The 14,588-nt window shown below is 58.7% G+C and carries 16 protein-coding genes; 12 read left to right on the top strand and 4 right to left on the bottom strand.

Going from position 1 to position 14,588, the window contains the following annotated elements:
* Nucleotides 1-62 precede the first annotated feature (62 nt).
* The 6 genes from ACORLH_RS19030 to ACORLH_RS19005 all read left to right on the top strand — a co-directional run bounded on the left by ACORLH_RS19030 (nt 63) and on the right by ACORLH_RS19005 (nt 3,313).
* Nucleotides 63-566 (top strand): GNAT family N-acetyltransferase, encoded by a 504-nt coding sequence (locus tag ACORLH_RS19030; protein ID WP_321829898.1) that lies wholly within the window; start codon nt 63-65, stop codon nt 564-566.
* Between the two features lie 202 nt (nt 567-768).
* Nucleotides 769-1,098, top strand: coding sequence for an AtpZ/AtpI family protein (locus ACORLH_RS19025; RefSeq protein WP_321829897.1), 330 nt, complete (start codon nt 769-771; stop codon nt 1,096-1,098).
* A gap of 53 nt (nt 1,099-1,151) precedes the next feature.
* Nucleotides 1,152-1,859, top strand: a complete 708-nt coding sequence (locus ACORLH_RS19020) for a F0F1 ATP synthase subunit A (protein ID WP_370701662.1) — start codon at nt 1,152-1,154, stop codon at nt 1,857-1,859.
* A 53-nt stretch (nt 1,860-1,912) separates the two neighbouring features.
* Nucleotides 1,913-2,137: a F0F1 ATP synthase subunit C gene (locus ACORLH_RS19015; RefSeq protein ID WP_058245531.1), complete on the top strand. Its 225-nt coding sequence runs from the start codon at nt 1,913-1,915 to the stop codon at nt 2,135-2,137.
* Between the two features lie 82 nt (nt 2,138-2,219).
* A complete protein-coding gene (locus ACORLH_RS19010; RefSeq protein WP_058245530.1) occupies nt 2,220-2,750 on the top strand; it encodes a F0F1 ATP synthase subunit B' in 531 nt (176 codons plus the stop codon).
* Nucleotides 2,751-2,755: 5 nt separating this feature from the next.
* Entirely contained in the window at nt 2,756-3,313 is a 558-nt protein-coding gene (locus tag ACORLH_RS19005) for a F0F1 ATP synthase subunit B (protein ID WP_058245529.1), read from the top strand.
* Nucleotides 3,314-3,400: 87 nt separating this feature from the next.
* Here ACORLH_RS19005 and ACORLH_RS19000 read toward each other — a convergent pair whose 3' ends face one another.
* Together ACORLH_RS19000 and ACORLH_RS18995 are read right to left on the bottom strand one after the other, a co-directional pair.
* Nucleotides 3,401-3,874 (bottom strand): GNAT family N-acetyltransferase, encoded by a 474-nt coding sequence (locus ACORLH_RS19000; protein WP_321829896.1) that lies wholly within the window; start codon nt 3,872-3,874, stop codon nt 3,401-3,403.
* Nucleotides 3,875-3,940: 66 nt separating this feature from the next.
* Nucleotides 3,941-4,780, bottom strand: a complete 840-nt coding sequence (locus tag ACORLH_RS18995) for a prephenate dehydratase (protein ID WP_321829895.1) — start codon at nt 4,778-4,780, stop codon at nt 3,941-3,943.
* Between the two features lie 122 nt (nt 4,781-4,902).
* Between ACORLH_RS18995 and ACORLH_RS18990 the strand changes: the two genes are divergently transcribed.
* The 5 genes from ACORLH_RS18990 (at nt 4,903) to ACORLH_RS18970 (ending at nt 11,345) form a co-directional block, all read left to right on the top strand.
* Complete coding sequence (locus ACORLH_RS18990; RefSeq protein WP_321829894.1) at nt 4,903-5,424, top strand: cytochrome c family protein; 522 nt, start codon at nt 4,903-4,905, stop codon at nt 5,422-5,424.
* Between the two features lie 223 nt (nt 5,425-5,647).
* The gene (locus ACORLH_RS18985; protein WP_321829893.1) at nt 5,648-7,558 is read left to right on the top strand and encodes an extracellular solute-binding protein; all 1,911 of its coding nucleotides are present in this window, start codon (nt 5,648-5,650) and stop codon (nt 7,556-7,558) included.
* A 7-nt stretch (nt 7,559-7,565) separates the two neighbouring features.
* Nucleotides 7,566-8,651 (top strand): microcin C ABC transporter permease YejB, encoded by a 1,086-nt coding sequence (locus tag ACORLH_RS18980; protein ID WP_321829892.1) that lies wholly within the window; start codon nt 7,566-7,568, stop codon nt 8,649-8,651.
* A gap of 16 nt (nt 8,652-8,667) precedes the next feature.
* Nucleotides 8,668-9,774 carry an ABC transporter permease gene (locus ACORLH_RS18975; protein ID WP_321832853.1) on the top strand — a complete coding sequence of 369 codons (1,107 nt, stop codon included), beginning with the start codon at nt 8,668-8,670 and terminating at the stop codon, nt 9,772-9,774.
* Complete coding sequence (locus ACORLH_RS18970) at nt 9,771-11,345, top strand: ABC transporter ATP-binding protein (RefSeq protein WP_321829891.1); 1,575 nt, start codon at nt 9,771-9,773, stop codon at nt 11,343-11,345. Before ACORLH_RS18975 ends, ACORLH_RS18970 begins: the two co-directional genes overlap by 4 nt.
* Before the next feature lie 81 nt (nt 11,346-11,426).
* Here ACORLH_RS18970 and hemN read toward each other — a convergent pair whose 3' ends face one another.
* Complete coding sequence (gene hemN / locus ACORLH_RS18965) at nt 11,427-12,782, bottom strand: oxygen-independent coproporphyrinogen III oxidase (RefSeq protein ID WP_321829890.1); 1,356 nt, start codon at nt 12,780-12,782, stop codon at nt 11,427-11,429.
* 64 nt (nt 12,783-12,846) lie between these two features.
* On the opposite strand from hemN, the gene fnrL reads away from it, so the two are divergent.
* Nucleotides 12,847-13,593: a transcriptional regulator FnrL gene (fnrL, locus tag ACORLH_RS18960; RefSeq protein WP_321829889.1), complete on the top strand. Its 747-nt coding sequence runs from the start codon at nt 12,847-12,849 to the stop codon at nt 13,591-13,593.
* Nucleotides 13,594-13,668: 75 nt separating this feature from the next.
* On the opposite strand, the gene ACORLH_RS18955 is transcribed toward fnrL, so the two are convergent.
* A complete protein-coding gene (locus ACORLH_RS18955; RefSeq protein ID WP_321829888.1) occupies nt 13,669-14,508 on the bottom strand; it encodes a universal stress protein in 840 nt (279 codons plus the stop codon).
* Nucleotides 14,509-14,588: the final 80 nt, after the last annotated feature.

The raw sequence follows: 14,588 nt of genomic DNA, 5'->3' as shown, positions 1-14,588 counted from the left end.
TGCTTGCAAGCCGGCCAGCCTCTGCCTACCGTCCCGCAGTATTCACAACAAAGGATTTTGAAATGCAGATCAGGCTTGCGGGTGAAGATGATGTTTCCGGGTTGAGCACACTTCTGCAGGGGCTTGCCGCTGCCGGTAAACGCACCCTGCCCAGTGATGAAGATTTTGTGCGGCAGCGCTATGTGGCGCATCCCGATAATGTCGCCTGCCATGTTGCGGTGGATCAGGATGGCACTTTGCTGGGGCTGCAGGTGTTGATGCGCGCAGGTGAGGCCAATGATTATGGCGTAACGCCGGGCTGGGGGATCATCGGAACCCATGTTGGTCTGCACGCTGCCAGACGCGGGGTTGGTAAGGCGCTGTTTGCTCAGACCGTGGCTGCCGCAGCGGCGGCCAAACTGCCCAAGATCGACGCCACCATGGGGGCCGAAAATCCCGAAGCGCTGGGGTACTACACCGCAATGGGATTTCAGAGCTATCGCAGCGCACCGGGTACGATCAGCAAGGTCTATGATCTAGGGTCGGCGGCTGGCGCCGAGGCTGGTTCCGAGATCGGCGAGAAATAAAACTCAACCAATTCGTTAAATAACGCAAAACCCCTTGAATTTGCTCTGCGGTCACCGGTGTGCCCGATGCGGCTGCGCAGCAAAACAAAATAAATTGTTTTAAAACAGCATATTAGGTGGGTGCAAATGCCGCATTCAGCGCTGTTGACTCTGACCCCCCAGCCCCTTAGCAAGGCGCCAGTCATCCATAGGGGCTTTGCGCGTGACCGATCCAGAGCAAAAACAGCGACTAGAAGCGCTGGAAGCTAAGATCGAGGCGGCCAAAGAGGCACAGGCACCCAAGCCCCGCGTGGATGAACACTATTCCATGGCAAACCATGCCTGGCGAATGGTGGTCGAATTAGTCTCCGGTCTTGGGATCGGGTTTGGCATAGGATACGGGCTGGACAGCCTGTTCGGGACGATCCCGATCTTCCTTGTCACATTTACATTGTTGGGTCTTGCGGCCGGGATACAGACGATGATCCGAACCGCGCGTGAGATCGAAACGCAGAAATTGGCCGAAGAGGCCGAGAACGACGAGAGGGCATAAACGTGGCAAGCGAAGCACAAGGCGCCAAAGAGGGTGGTCTCGAATTTCACCCGATGGATCAGTTCATCGTTAAGCCGCTGTTCGGTGGTGATGAAATCGCATGGTACACCATCACCAATGTGACCCTGTGGATGGCGCTGGCCGTGATCGGCATCACCGCAATGATGGTGATCGGCACCTCGCGTCGCGCCATGATCCCGTCGCGCAGCCAGTCGATCGGCGAACTGGCCTATGGCTTCATCTACAAGATGGTTGAAGACGTTGCCGGCAAAGATGCGGTGAAGTTCTTCCCCTACATCATGACCCTCTTCATGTTCATCGTCTTCGCCAACTTCCTTGGCCTCTTGCCGATGAGCTTCACCACCACCTCGCATTTCGCTGTGACCATCACCCTGGCCCTCCTGGTGTTTGTCACTGTGACCGTGGTTGGTTTTGTTAAAAACGGCGCTGCCTTCCTTGGCCTGTTCTGGGTCAGCTCGGCTCCGCTGGCGCTGCGTCCGATCCTGGCCGTGATCGAAGTGATTTCCTACTTCGTCCGCCCGGTCAGCCACAGCATTCGTCTGGCAGGCAACGTGATGGCCGGCCACGCAGTTATCAAGGTGTTCGCAGGCTTCGCTGCTCTGGCTGTTGTCAGCCCGCTGTCGATCGTCGCCATCACCGCGATGTACGGTCTTGAGGTCCTGGTGGCCTTCATCCAGGCCTACGTCTTTACCATTCTGACCTGTGTTTATCTGAAAGATGCGCTGCATCCGTCGCACTAAGGTCTTAACTCTCACACCACTTATTCTAACTTCCAATCGTAAGGAGATACACAATGGAAGGTGAACTCGCACACATCGGCGCCGGTCTGGCAGGTCTGGGTACTGGTCTCGCAGCTCTGGGTGTTGGCAACGTTGCTGCTAACTTCCTGGCAGGCGCACTGCGCAACCCGTCGGCAGCAGCGTCGCAGACCGCGACCCTGTTCATCGGCATCGCATTTGCAGAAGCACTGGGCATCTTCTCGTTCCTGGTTGCTCTGCTGCTGATGTTCGCCGTCTAAGCCTTACGGAACACATCCTTACGGCCGGGTGGGTGCAACGCACTCACCCGGTGTAACCAGGAAGTTCCCGAAGGAGGACGTTATGGCGACCAATACCAACGCCGCCGAAGCTGCTTATTCGGTACACCCTATGCCACAGCTGGAACCCTCGTTTTGGGGCAACCAGGTGTTTTGGCTTCTGGTCACGCTGGTCGTGATCTATTTCGTCCTGTCGCGCATCGCGCTGCCGCGCATTGCTGCGGTTCTGGCCGAGCGTCAGGGGACCATCACCAACGACCTCGCCAAAGCTGAAGAGCTGAAAGCGAAAGCGGTTGAAGCGGAAGAGGCTTATAACAAGGCTCTGGCAGACGCCCGTGCCGAAGCACAGCGCATCGCCGCCGAAACCAAGGCCGAAATGCAGGCTGAACTCGATGCAGCGACCGTTAAGGCCGATGCCGAGATCGCCGAAAAACTGGCCGAAAGTGAAAAAGCTATCGCCGAGATCCGTGCGAACGCCCTGGCATCGGTGGAAGCCGTCGCCAAGGATACCGCAGCGGAACTCATCACTGCCCTGGGCGGTGAAGCCGATGACAAAGCCGTCGACGCAGCTGTGGCTGCTCGCATGAAGGGGTAAGAGATATGCGTAAACTTGCAACTCTCGTCGCTCTGACTGCGGCCAGCCCCGCCTTTGCTGCTGGTGGCCCGTTCTTCTCGCTGCGCAACACCGATTTCATCGTGTTGCTGGCATTCCTCTTGTTCGTCGGCATCCTGCTGAAGTTCAAAGTGCCCTCGATGATCGGTGGCCTGCTGGACAAACGCGCTGACGACATCAAGAACGAGCTGGACGAAGCCCGCGCCCTGCGTGAAGAAGCCCAGGCGATCCTGGCCTCTTATGAGCGCAAGTCGAAGGAAACGCAGGAACAGGCAGATCGCATCGTGGCTCAGGCCAAAGAAGATGCAGCCGCCTTTGCTGCGCAGGCCAAAGAAGACCTGCAGAAGTCGATCGAGCGCCGCCTGAGTGCTGCGCAGGATCAGATCGCTTCGGCAGAAGCCTCGGCCGTACGTGACGTGCGCAACGCGGCGATTAATGTGGCTGTTGAAGCTGCCGGCGACATCGTTGCCAAGCAGATGAACGCAACCGCAGCCAACAAGCTGATCGACGCTGCGATCGGCGAAGTGGACGCCAAGCTGCACTAAGCGCTTTGCATCGTGACATTCAAAACACCCCGTAGCCTGGCTGCGGGGTGTTTTGCTTTTGGTCTGTTTGGTTTTGAACAGCGCTGATCAGCGCAGGTGTTTTTCCATAGCCCAGTTGTGCAGCGTGACGCCATTGCGCGCGAATTCACGCCGTTCAAGCACGCCAAATCCCTGTCTTAGAAAGAACCGTTTGGCCGCATCGCTGGCCTCAACCCAGAGCCGGGTGATGCCTTGGCGGCGCGCCTGATCTTCCAGATGATCATCAAGCGCCGCACCGACACCGCTGCCCGCATGCTCGGGATCACGATAGAAACAGTCGATGTGCCCGTCCGGCTGAAGCTCGATAAACCCAGTGGGCTGATCCCCGGCATCAACCGCGACATAGACCAGATGGTCGCCAGCCTGAATACGGTCCAAGTAGCGCTCCGCCGGGGTTGGCCCGGCGCTCCAGGCCTGTCGCTGGTCGGCAGAATATTCACCCTCTGGCGTTGCCTGAACCGCCCGGTGAAAGATTCGGCCAAGCGTTGCGGCATCCTCTTGGCGGAACGGGCGAATCTGCATGGAACCAATCCTGGGGCTGGGCATGGGCAGCGCCTTCCATCCGGCGGCGCTGCCCGATGACACGAATTAGGCCCCGTGGTGGGGACGGGCCGCCGGGTAGACGCCGACGATCTTCAGCTCATTGGTGAAATAGCTCAGCTCATCCAAGGCTAGCTGCACATTGGCGTCATCCGGGTGCCCTTCAATATCCGCATAGAACTGAGTCGCGGTGAAGGAACCGTTCTTCATGTAGCTTTCCAGCTTGGTCATGTTGACGCCATTGGTGGCAAAGCCGCCCATCGCCTTGTACAGCGCCGCGGGAATGTTGCGCACCTCAAAGACGAAAGTGGTGATCATCTCAGCCTCACCCCGCCGTGCGTGGTTTGGTTCACGCGACATGATGACAAAGCGGGTGGTGTTGTGGCCGTGATCTTCGATGTCTTTGGCTAGCACGTTCAGCCCGTAGATCTTGGCCGCCATTTCCGACGCCAAAACCCCAGTGGTGCGCTCATCGGATTTGGCCAGATCGGCGGCAGCGCCGGCACTGTCAGCCGCGGCTTCACCGCGAATCCCGTGTTTTTGCAGGAAGTTAGCTGATTGCGGCAGCAGCACCAGATGGGCCTGCACCTTTTCCAACTCATCCAGCGCAACACCCTGATGCGCCATCAGTGCGATGCGCACCCGCACAAAGGTTTCACCGATGATATGCAGACCGCTTTCCGGCAGCAGACGGTGGATGTCCGCAACCCGACCATAGGTCGAATTCTCAATCGGCAGCATGGCCAGATCCGCGTCGCCATTGCGCACAGCGGCGATCACGTCTTCAAAGGTCCGGCAGGGCAGGGCCTCCATCTCGGGGTAGCAGTTGTGGCAGGCCTCATGCGAGTAGGCGCCCAATTCTCCCTGAAAGGCGATGCGATTGGTCATTGCTGATATTTCCCCGTCAAATAGACCCGTTTAGGGCGTTTGGTCGCGGAAACTATACCTTGCGCAAGGCAAGGGGAAGCGGGTAGATACGCGTCGGAACACTTGTAACAAACGGGCGACCCATGCTTGATACTATGACCCTTACCAAAGCCGTCGGTGCATTCTGTGGTGCGCTGCTGGTTTTCTTGCTTGGCAACTGGGCGGCAGAGGCACTCTATAACACCGAAGTTGGCGGTCATGGTGATCACCACGCACAGGCCTATGTCATCGACACTGGCGCTGATGACAGCCACGGCGGTGAAGAAGAAGAAGGTCCTGACTTCGCGACTCTGTTGGCTGAAGCTGACGTGGCAAAAGGTGCCAAGGTTTTTGGCAAATGTAAGGCCTGCCACAAACTGGACGATGGTGCGAACGGCACCGGTCCGCACCTCTTTCAGATCGTAGACCGTGCGGTGTCTGCGGCCGATGGCTTCTCCTATTCGGGTAAGCTGGTGGCTGTTGCTGACACCTGGACTGTCGATAATCTGAACGGGTTTATTGAAAACCCCAAGAAATTCGCGCCGGGCACCAAAATGTCCTTCTCGGGCCTGAAAAAAGAGACCGACCGCGCCAACCTGATCGCCTATCTGCAGAGCCTGCAGTAAGCCATTGGCGTCCGCCGTCTGACCGGCGGCCTGTTACAGAAAGGACCGTTGCCCAACCGGGCAGCGGTCCTTTTCTTTGTGCGCAGGTCGCGCCTGATCGGCTATCTTGCTAGAATGTAATCACTATTGGGTGAGGCGTGGCTTGATGTAATGGGCGTGCCGATTTAGCTTTAATCAACGAAGAGATGCGAAGAACGCGTTCCAACAGCTGGAGGATCTTTCAATGGCACCATCCAAAATGCGCGCCCAAACGCACGCAATCGTGGCTGAACCTTCTGCTGGGCTTTACTGGCTTGGGGCTGGATTGACTGCCTTGGCGCTGTTCGGTCTGGCAGGGCAGGCGGGGGCTGAGGAAAAGATCATCACCAGCCATGGCTACAATTTCTTTGGTGAATTGGAATATGGCGCTGATTTCGATCACCTGCGCTATGTGAACCCGGAAGCACCCAAAGGCGGTGAGATCTCGATCTGGACGCTGGGCACCTTCGACAGCTTCAACCCCTACACCCGCAAGGGCAATGCCGGTGCCCTGTCCACCATCGGCCATGAGGATGTCCTGACCTCCTACGCCGATGATCCCACAGCTGTTTACTGTTTCCTCTGCACCACGATGGAATATCCGGAAACGATCGATTGGGTGACCTTCAATTTGCGCGAAGATGTGACCATGGCAGACGGTACACCCTGGACCGGCCACGATCTGAAGTTCACCTTTGATATGTTTATGACCGACGGCCTGCCGTCGTTCCGCGCTGCCTTCGGCGCCCTTGTCGAAGAGGTTGAGGTGCTGGACACCTACAAAGTGAAGTTCCACTTCGCCCCTGATAGCCCTGAACGTGATCGCATCGGGTTGGCTGGGGGCATGCCTGCCTTTTCGCAGAAATGGATCGAAGAGAACGGCTATAAGATCGATGAGGCAAACGTCACACCGATCATGGGCTCAGGCCCCTATCAGCTGGACAGCTATGATATTCCCAGCCGCATCATCTACAAACGCAACCCTGACTACTGGGGCAACGATCTGGCGGTGAACAAGGGGCGCAACAACTTTGACAGCATCCGGATCGAATACTTTGGTGACAGCGTTGCCGCCTTTGAGGCCTTTAAGGCTGGCGCTTATACCTTCCGGTCTGAAAACAGCTCCAAAACCTGGGCGACGGGCTATAACTTCCCCGGTATCACCAACGGCTATGTGAACCGGGAAGAGTTGCCCGATGGCTCGCTCGCGCTGATGCAAAGCTATGTGTTCAACCTGCGCCGCGACATCTTTCAGGATCGTCGTGTCCGCGAAGCGGTTGGGCTGATGTTTAACTTCGAATGGTCCAATGAATCGCTGTTCTACGGCCTCTATGACCGCGTCACCAGCTTCTGGGGTAACTCGGATCTGCAGGCGACCGGCGTGCCTTCAGCTGCCGAAGTGGCGCTGTTGCAGCCATTGGTCGATCAGGGGCTGCTTGAGGCATCGATCCTGACCGATGAGGTTGTGATGCCGCCGGTCTCCGGCAGCCGTCAGGTGGATCGCAAGAACCTGCGCAAAGCGTCCAAACTGCTGGATGAGGCCGGCTGGATCGTCGGCGATGACGGCATGCGCCGCAAGGACGGTCAGGTGCTGACGATTGAGTTCCTGGACGATTCGCCAGCCTTTGACCGCATCACGCTGCCCTATGTTGAAAACCTCAAACGTCTGGGCATCGATGCCAGCCTGAACCGTGTAGACCCGGCGCAGGCCAGTGAGCGTGAGCGCAAATACGACTTTGACATGACCACCCACAACGGCCGCATGTCGCTGGAACCCTCAACCGGGTTGAAGCAATGGTTCGGATCTGAGGGCGTCAACGAGAGCTCGCGCAACCTGATGGGGGTTGCCGATCCCGCCGTTGATGAGCTGATCGAAGAGGTTGTGGCGGCCACCAGCAAGGCCGAGTTGAAAACCGCAGTGCACGCTCTGGACCGGGTGCTGCGCGCGAAACTCTTCTGGGTGCCGCAGTGGTTCAAATCGGTGCACACCGTGGCCTATTACGACATGTATGAATACCCGACGCCGCTGCCGGCCTATGCCCGCGGTGAGTTGGATTTCTGGTGGTATAACGCCGAAAAGCATGAGGCGCTCAAAGCCGCTGGCGCGCTGAGGTAACGGGGCGATGGGCGCCTATATCCTCCGACGATTGCTCTTGGTGATCCCGACGCTGATCGGGGTCATGATCATCAACTTTGCCCTGGTGCAGTTTGTGCCCGGTGGCCCGATCGAACAGATCATCGCCCAGACACAGGGCGAAGGAAACGTCTTCGAAAGCTTCGATGGCTCAGGCTCTGAGGTGGCGGGCGGCGATCTGGGCGGTGATGACCGCTATCAGGGCGCCCGCGGCCTGCCGCCTGAATTCATCGCCGAGCTGGAGAAAGAGTTCGGCTTTGACAAGCCGCCGCTGGAACGCTTCCTGTCGATGATGTGGAACTACATCCGCTTTGATTTCGGCGAAAGCTACTTCCGCTCAATCTCGGTGGTGGATCTGGTCATTGAAAAGATGCCGGTGTCGATCACGCTGGGCCTGTGGTCCACCGTCATCGCCTATATCATCTCGATCCCGCTTGGCATCCGCAAGGCGGTCAAGGATGGCTCTCGCTTTGATACATGGACCTCCGGCCTGATCATCGTGGCCTATGCGATCCCGGGCTTCCTCTTTGCGATTCTCTTGCTGGTGCTCTTTGCCGGTGGCTCCTACTGGCAGATCTTCCCGCTCAGGGGGCTGACCTCGGACAATTGGGAACAACTCAGCTGGTTCGGCAAGATCATCGATTACTTCTGGCACATCACCTTGCCGGTTGTGGCCTCCACCATTTCGGCCTTCGCGACACTCACCCTGCTGACCAAAAACAGCTTCCTTGATGAGATCAAGAAACAGTATGTGGTCACCGCGCGCGCCAAGGGCCTCAGTGAATCGCGGGTGCTCTACGGCCATGTCTTCCGCAATGCAATGTTGATCGTCATCGCGGGTTTCCCGGCGGTGTTCATCGGTGTGTTCTTCGGCGGCTCCCTGATTATTGAGACGCTGTTCAGCCTCGATGGTCTGGGCCGTATGGGCTTTGAGGCCGCCGTGGCGCGCGACTACCCGGTGGTCTTTGGCACCCTCTTTGTCTTTGGCCTGATCGGGCTGGTGGTCGGGATCCTTTCCGATTTGATGTACGTGCTGGTCGATCCGCGCATCGACTTTGAAAAGCGGGAGGGATGAGACCATGGCATTTGGGATGACCCTCTCACCGCTGAACCAGCGCCGCTGGTCCAACTTCAAGGCCAACCGCCGCGCCTACTGGTCGCTGATCGTCTTCAGCGTGCTGTTTGTGATCTCGCTCTTTGCCGAGCTGGTCGCGAACGACAAACCCATTCTGGTGAACTACCGCGGCGATTATTTTATCCCGGTCTTCCAGTTCTATCCCGAAACCGCCTTTGGCGGCGATTTCCAGACCGAGGCCGTCTATAGCGACCCTGAGGTCAAATGCCTGATCCGCTCCGGCGGGATGGAGGATTGCTGGGACGACCCGGAAGGGGTGATCGAACAGATCAACGCAGGGGAGTACAGCGCGGAAGGCTGGCAAAAGGGTTGGTCGATCTGGCCGCTGATCCCCTACAGCTACCAGTCCACCGTGGACCGTCCCGGCGCCGCGCCGCTGCCGCCGAATGCGCAGAACTGGCTGGGCACCGATGACACCAAACGCGATGTGCTGGCGCGGGTGATCTATGGCTTCCGCCTGTCGATCCTGTTTGCGCTGATCGTCACCACGCTTTCCAGCATCATCGGCATCATTGCCGGCGCCGTGCAGGGCTATTTCGGTGGCTGGGTCGACCTGATTTTCCAGCGGGTCATTGAGATCTGGAGCGGCACGCCGTCGCTCTATGTGATCATCATCCTTTTTGCGATCATCGGGCGAAGTTTCTGGCTGCTGGTGTTCATCACCGTGCTCTTTGGCTGGATCGGGCTGGTGGGCGTGGTCCGGGCTGAGTTCCTGCGCGCACGTAATCTGGAATATGTCCGCGCCGCCAAGGCATTGGGCGTCTCCAACATCACTATCATGTTCCGCCATATGCTGCCCAACGCCATGGTCGCCACCGTAACTCTTCTGCCCTTCATTGTGACAGGCACGCTGGCAACATTGGCGGGGCTCGACTTCCTTGGTTTTGGTCTGCCGTCCTCGGCCCCGTCGCTGGGGGAGTTGACGCTGCAGGCGAAACAGAACCTGCAGGCCCCGTGGCTGGGCTTCACCGCCTTCTTTGTCTTCGCCATCATGCTGTCGCTCCTCGTGTTCATCTTTGAAGGTGTGCGCGATGCCTTTGATCCAAGGAAAACCTTCCAATGAGCATTCTTGAGGTCAAAGACCTGACCGTCAGCTTCCGTCAGGAAGGCAAGGTCAACAGGGCGGTGAAAGGGGTCTCCTTCACCGTGGACCGCGGTGAAACCGTCGCATTGGTTGGGGAAAGCGGCTCGGGCAAATCGGTGACGGCGATGTCCACTGTTTCGCTGCTGGGTGAAAACGCCGAAGTGGGCGGGTCGGTCACCTATGCGGGCGCCGAAATGATCGGCGCCAGTGAGGCCGAGTTGCAGCGCGTGCGCGGCAATGACATCTCTTTCATCTTTCAGGAGCCGATGACCTCGCTCAACCCGCTGCACACGATTGAAAAACAGCTGAGCGAATCGCTGATGCTGCACCAGGGCATCGCGGCCGATCAGGCCCGGGGACAGGTGCTGGAGCTGCTGGATAAGGTTGGCATCCGGGACGCGGAAAAACGCCTGACCTCCTATCCGCACCAGCTGTCCGGCGGCCAACGCCAACGGGTGATGATCGCCATGGCATTGGCCAACAAACCCGACGTGTTGATCGCGGATGAGCCTACCACAGCCTTGGATGTGACCATCCAGGCGCAGATCCTTGATCTGCTGGTTGAGCTGAAAGAAAGCGAAAACATGGGGCTGCTGTTCATCACCCATGACCTGGGGATCGTGCAGAAACTGGCCGATAAGGTCTGTGTGATGAAAGACGGCGAAATTGTTGAGGCCGGGCCAACCGCCGAGATCTTTGCCAATCCTCAGCATGAATACACCCAAATGCTGCTGTCCGCCCGCGCCGCCGGGGTTCCCACCCCGGTTCCGGAGGGGGCGGAAACCATCCTGACCACCGACAGCCTGCGCATCTGGTTCCCGATCCAGCGCGGTTTCTTCAAGCGCACGGTGGGGCACATCAAGGCGGTGAATGACGCCAGCTTTGCCCTGCGCGCAGGCGAAACGCTGGGGGTTGTGGGGGAGTCGGGATCCGGCAAAACCACATTGGCCCTTGCCGTTATGCGCTTGATCGCCTCAGAGGGCGGGATCAATTTTGAGGGTCGCGATATTCGCAACATCTCAACCAAAGAGTTGCGGGCGCTGCGCAAGGACATGCAGATCGTCTTCCAGGATCCCTTCGGCAGCCTGTCCCCCCGGATGAGCTGCGCCCAGATCATTGCCGAAGGGCTATCGGTTCATGGCGGCGGCAAGGGCGATCAACGCACCAAAGTGGCCGCCGTGATGGAGGAGGTAGGCCTCGACCCCGTCACGATGGACCGCTACCCGCACGAGTTTTCCGGCGGTCAGCGCCAGCGGATCGCCATTGCGCGCGCAATGATCCTGAACCCGCGTCTTGTGGTGCTGGATGAGCCGACTTCGGCCCTGGATATGACCGTGCAGGTCCAGATCGTTGATCTGCTGCGTGACCTGCAGCAGAAACACGGGCTGGCCTATCTGTTCATCAGCCACGACCTGCATGTGGTACAGGCGATGAGCCATAAGATGATTGTGATGCAACATGGCGATGTGGTGGAGGCCGGGCCGGCCGATGCCCTGTTCAACAATCCGCAGACCGATTACGCCAAAACCCTGCTGGCTGCGACGGTCTGAACCGGCAAGGGTTTGAACCGGCAAACGCCCGCCCCAACATTGCTGGGACGGGCGCTGCATGCTTGTGAATAGCAAACAGGCTCAGATTGCTGAGCTATGGCCCGCTTTGGACAGGTCATAGGCGTCAAAGGCGCGTGCAATCATCCGGGTCAGCGGGCGGGCCGCCTCGGGGATGAAAAGATCACCGTTGCGACGGTCCAGCATACCGGGGAAGGCGCTGTCAGCTTGATCCAGCATCCCCTGAAGCTGCGCGGCAGGGACCTCAAAACCTTCCAGCAGCTCAGCACTGTCGACCTTGAAGTCACACATGATCATCTCAATGATCCGGCTGCGTAGTTTGTCCTCGGGCGTGAACCGATGGCCCTTGGCGACCGAGAAACGGCCCTCCCGGATCGCGCCGGTATGGGCACCGGTGGCCGGGGCGTTCTGCGTGTAGCCCTGTGGGAAGCGCGAAATTGAGGAGGCCCCAACCCCGATCAGCACATCCGATGTGTCATCGGTGTAGCCTTGGAAATTCCGCCGCAACCGCCCGGCCTTCTGCGCAATGGTCAGCCCGTCATCCTGCGTCGCAAAGTGGTCAATGCCAATTTCAGCGTAATTGTCCCAGAGGAACAGCTTGCGCGCCGTCTCAAACAGTTCCAGCCGTTCTTCGGGTGTCGGCAGCGCGTCCGAGGGGATCATCTGCTGCCGTTTGGCCATCCAGGGCACATGGGCATAGCCGTAAAGCGCCACGCGGTCCGGTTCCAGCGACAGCAGCTTCTGCACGCTTTCGGTGATCCGTTCCTGGCTCTGATGCGGCAGGCCAAACAGGATATCAGCGTTCAGGCTGTAGACACCGTGGCTGCGGATCGCCTCGACCGCGTCGCGGGTGATGTCATAGCCCTGAATACGGCCGATGGTTTTCTGGATTTCGTCGTCAAAATCCTGCACCCCGATTGAGGCACGGTTCATCCCCGCCGCGGCCAAGACCTTGAGCCGCGCGTCGTCGATCTCATTCGGGTCAATCTCAACCGAAAACTCAGCATTGGGCGCAAAAGGCGCAACATCAGCAATGGCGCCCGCCAGCTCATTCATCATCTCAGGTGACAGCAGCGTCGGCGTGCCACCGCCCCAGTGCAGCCGCGACAGGCTGATGCCTTCGGGCAGCTGACGCTTCAGCATCTTCAGCTCAGCCTTCAGCACCTCAAGGTAGGCGGCCACGGGCGACTCACTCTGCGTGCCCTGGGTGCGGCAGGCACAGAACCAGCACAACCGGCGGCAAAATGGCACATGCACATAGAGCGAAATGCTGGAGCCGGGCGCTAAGGCGCTGATCCAGCTAGCATAATCGCTCCCGTTCACTTCCGTCGAGAAGTGCGGGGCAGTGGGATATGAGGTGTAACGCGGGACTTTCGCGTCAAACAGTCCCAGTTTGGCAAGTTGCGTTTTCGTTTCCATGGGCCTAGCGTTTAAGAGAACGGCGTCAAAGCCTCTTTGACCCAGATCAAGCGCGAACGGATAGATGCTGAAAGAGATTCCCCTCCCCAGCCTTCATGATTGCTCGGACTGCCCGATTCGGCATCGGGCGGTCTGTGCCAGGTGTGATGCCGACGAATTGGAACACCTGGATAAGATCAAATATTACCGCAGCTTCGAGGCGGGCCAGACCGTTGTCTGGTCAGGGGATCCGATGGATTTCGTCGGCTCGGTTGTCTCGGGCATCGCGACCCTGACCCAAACGATGGAAGACGGCCGTACTCAGATGGTCGGCCTGTTGCTGCCCAGCGATTTTGTTGGGCGCCCGGGCCGTGATGGTTCGGCCTATGACGTGGTCGCAACCACTGATTTGGTGATGTGCTGCTTCCGTAAAAAACCGTTTGAAAAGATGATGTTGGAAACACCCCACATCGCGCAGCGGTTGCTGGAGATGACGCTGGATGAACTGGACGCAGCGCGCGAATGGATGCTGGTCCTGGGCCGCAAAACTGCACGCGAGAAAATCGCCAGCCTCTTGTCGATCATCGCCCGGCGTGACGCCACGCTGCACCTGCGCCCGGCGCAGGGCAAGGTGGTGTTTGACTTGCCGCTAACCCGCGAAGCGATGGCGGATTATCTGGGTCTGACGCTGGAAACGGTCAGCCGCCAGATCTCGGCGCTGAAGCGTGACGGGGTGATCCAGCTGGAAGGCAAACGCCATGTGACCGTGCCGGATCTCGACCGGTTGATGGATGAGGCAGGGGATGATTCTGACGGTGGCGTTTTCGCCTGATCCGCGCCTAAGTCTCCAAATGCACATATGAAAAATGGCGGGGTAAGCCCCGCCATTTTCGTTTTCCGAAACCTTTTAATGCGCCATGAAGACTGGCAACGGTGACAGCTCCAGCATATCCCGTGTGGCCCCGCCAAGGATCGCTTCGCGGAACCGCGAATGGCCATAGGCCCCCATCACCACCAGATCGCAGTTGATGTCGCCCGCATGGCGCAGGATCACGTCAGAGACCCGCGGCAGGGTTTTCGACAGCACGTCGATTTCGGTTTTGACGTCGTGACGGGCCAGAAACTGGGACAGCATGCCACCGGGATCGGACCGGCTGGGCCCATGGGCCGGCGGGTCCACCACCACCACACAGACGCGTTCCGCCTGTTTCAGGATCGGCAGGGCCGCCCGCACCGTGCGCAGCGCCTCGGGGCTTTCGTTCCAGGCAACCAGAACGGTTTTCGGGGTTGGCAGGGCGGGCACGCCTTCTGGCATCACCAGAACCGGCACGCCGCCATCAAACAGCGCCGCCTCAACAACCGCTTCCAGCTCCACCCCCAGCCCTTCGCCATAGGGTTTGGCCAGAACAGCCAGATCACTGAACCGGGCATGTAGCCCGACATGCCGGCCAATGTCGGCCAGTTGCGAAACGCCGCTTTCAACACCCCAGCGCACATCCTGCAGGCCCAGATATTTATCGGCGCTGTCTTCAAGAGACTTGGCCTCTTCATGGGCGCGCGTTAGGGTTTCTTGTACGACCAAAGCGTTTGTGCCGGCGTAGTGGTACCCCGTTTGGGTGCGATCTACGCCAAGCGCAAGCACCTCAATATGTGCGTCATATTTTCGCGCAATTGCGGTGGTTTGGTCTAGAAGACCGGGGATTTGTGCCGGATCTGTCAGCACAGAAAATAGTGTTTTAAAGGCCATTTCCGAGTTCCTCCTGAGCAGACTGGCTGAAATTGAATTTAACGCCCCACCCGACGTGTGACTATGACACGTGTCAATTT

It is taken from the genome of Thalassovita sp., assembly GCF_963691685.1.
Taxonomy (GTDB): Bacteria; Pseudomonadota; Alphaproteobacteria; order Rhodobacterales; family Rhodobacteraceae; genus Thalassobius.
This window is presented reverse-complemented; position numbering and strand designations above follow the sequence as displayed.

What these genes read in the sequence shown, in the direction of transcription:
- ACORLH_RS19030 (WP_321829898.1), top strand. Translation starts at nt 63, where the DNA reads ATGCAGATCAGGCTTGCGGGTGAAGATGATGTTTCCGGGTTGAGCACA.
- ACORLH_RS19020 (WP_370701662.1), top strand. Translation starts at nt 1,152, where the DNA reads ATGGATCAGTTCATCGTTAAGCCGCTGTTCGGTGGTGATGAAATCGCA.
- ACORLH_RS19015 (WP_058245531.1), top strand. Translation starts at nt 1,913, where the DNA reads ATGGAAGGTGAACTCGCACACATCGGCGCCGGTCTGGCAGGTCTGGGT.
- ACORLH_RS19010 (WP_058245530.1), top strand. Translation starts at nt 2,220, where the DNA reads ATGGCGACCAATACCAACGCCGCCGAAGCTGCTTATTCGGTACACCCT.
- ACORLH_RS19005 (WP_058245529.1), top strand. Translation starts at nt 2,756, where the DNA reads ATGCGTAAACTTGCAACTCTCGTCGCTCTGACTGCGGCCAGCCCCGCC.
- ACORLH_RS19000 (WP_321829896.1), bottom strand. Translation starts at nt 3,874, where the DNA reads ATGCAGATTCGCCCGTTCCGCCAAGAGGATGCCGCAACGCTTGGCCGA.
- ACORLH_RS18995 (WP_321829895.1), bottom strand. Translation starts at nt 4,780, where the DNA reads ATGACCAATCGCATCGCCTTTCAGGGAGAATTGGGCGCCTACTCGCAT.
- ACORLH_RS18990 (WP_321829894.1), top strand. Translation starts at nt 4,903, where the DNA reads ATGCTTGATACTATGACCCTTACCAAAGCCGTCGGTGCATTCTGTGGT.
- ACORLH_RS18985 (WP_321829893.1), top strand. Translation starts at nt 5,648, where the DNA reads ATGGCACCATCCAAAATGCGCGCCCAAACGCACGCAATCGTGGCTGAA.
- ACORLH_RS18980 (WP_321829892.1), top strand. Translation starts at nt 7,566, where the DNA reads ATGGGCGCCTATATCCTCCGACGATTGCTCTTGGTGATCCCGACGCTG.
- ACORLH_RS18975 (WP_321832853.1), top strand. Translation starts at nt 8,668, where the DNA reads ATGACCCTCTCACCGCTGAACCAGCGCCGCTGGTCCAACTTCAAGGCC.
- ACORLH_RS18970 (WP_321829891.1), top strand. Translation starts at nt 9,771, where the DNA reads ATGAGCATTCTTGAGGTCAAAGACCTGACCGTCAGCTTCCGTCAGGAA.
- hemN (WP_321829890.1), bottom strand. Translation starts at nt 12,782, where the DNA reads ATGGAAACGAAAACGCAACTTGCCAAACTGGGACTGTTTGACGCGAAA.
- fnrL (WP_321829889.1), top strand. Translation starts at nt 12,847, where the DNA reads ATGCTGAAAGAGATTCCCCTCCCCAGCCTTCATGATTGCTCGGACTGC.
- ACORLH_RS18955 (WP_321829888.1), bottom strand. Translation starts at nt 14,508, where the DNA reads ATGGCCTTTAAAACACTATTTTCTGTGCTGACAGATCCGGCACAAATC.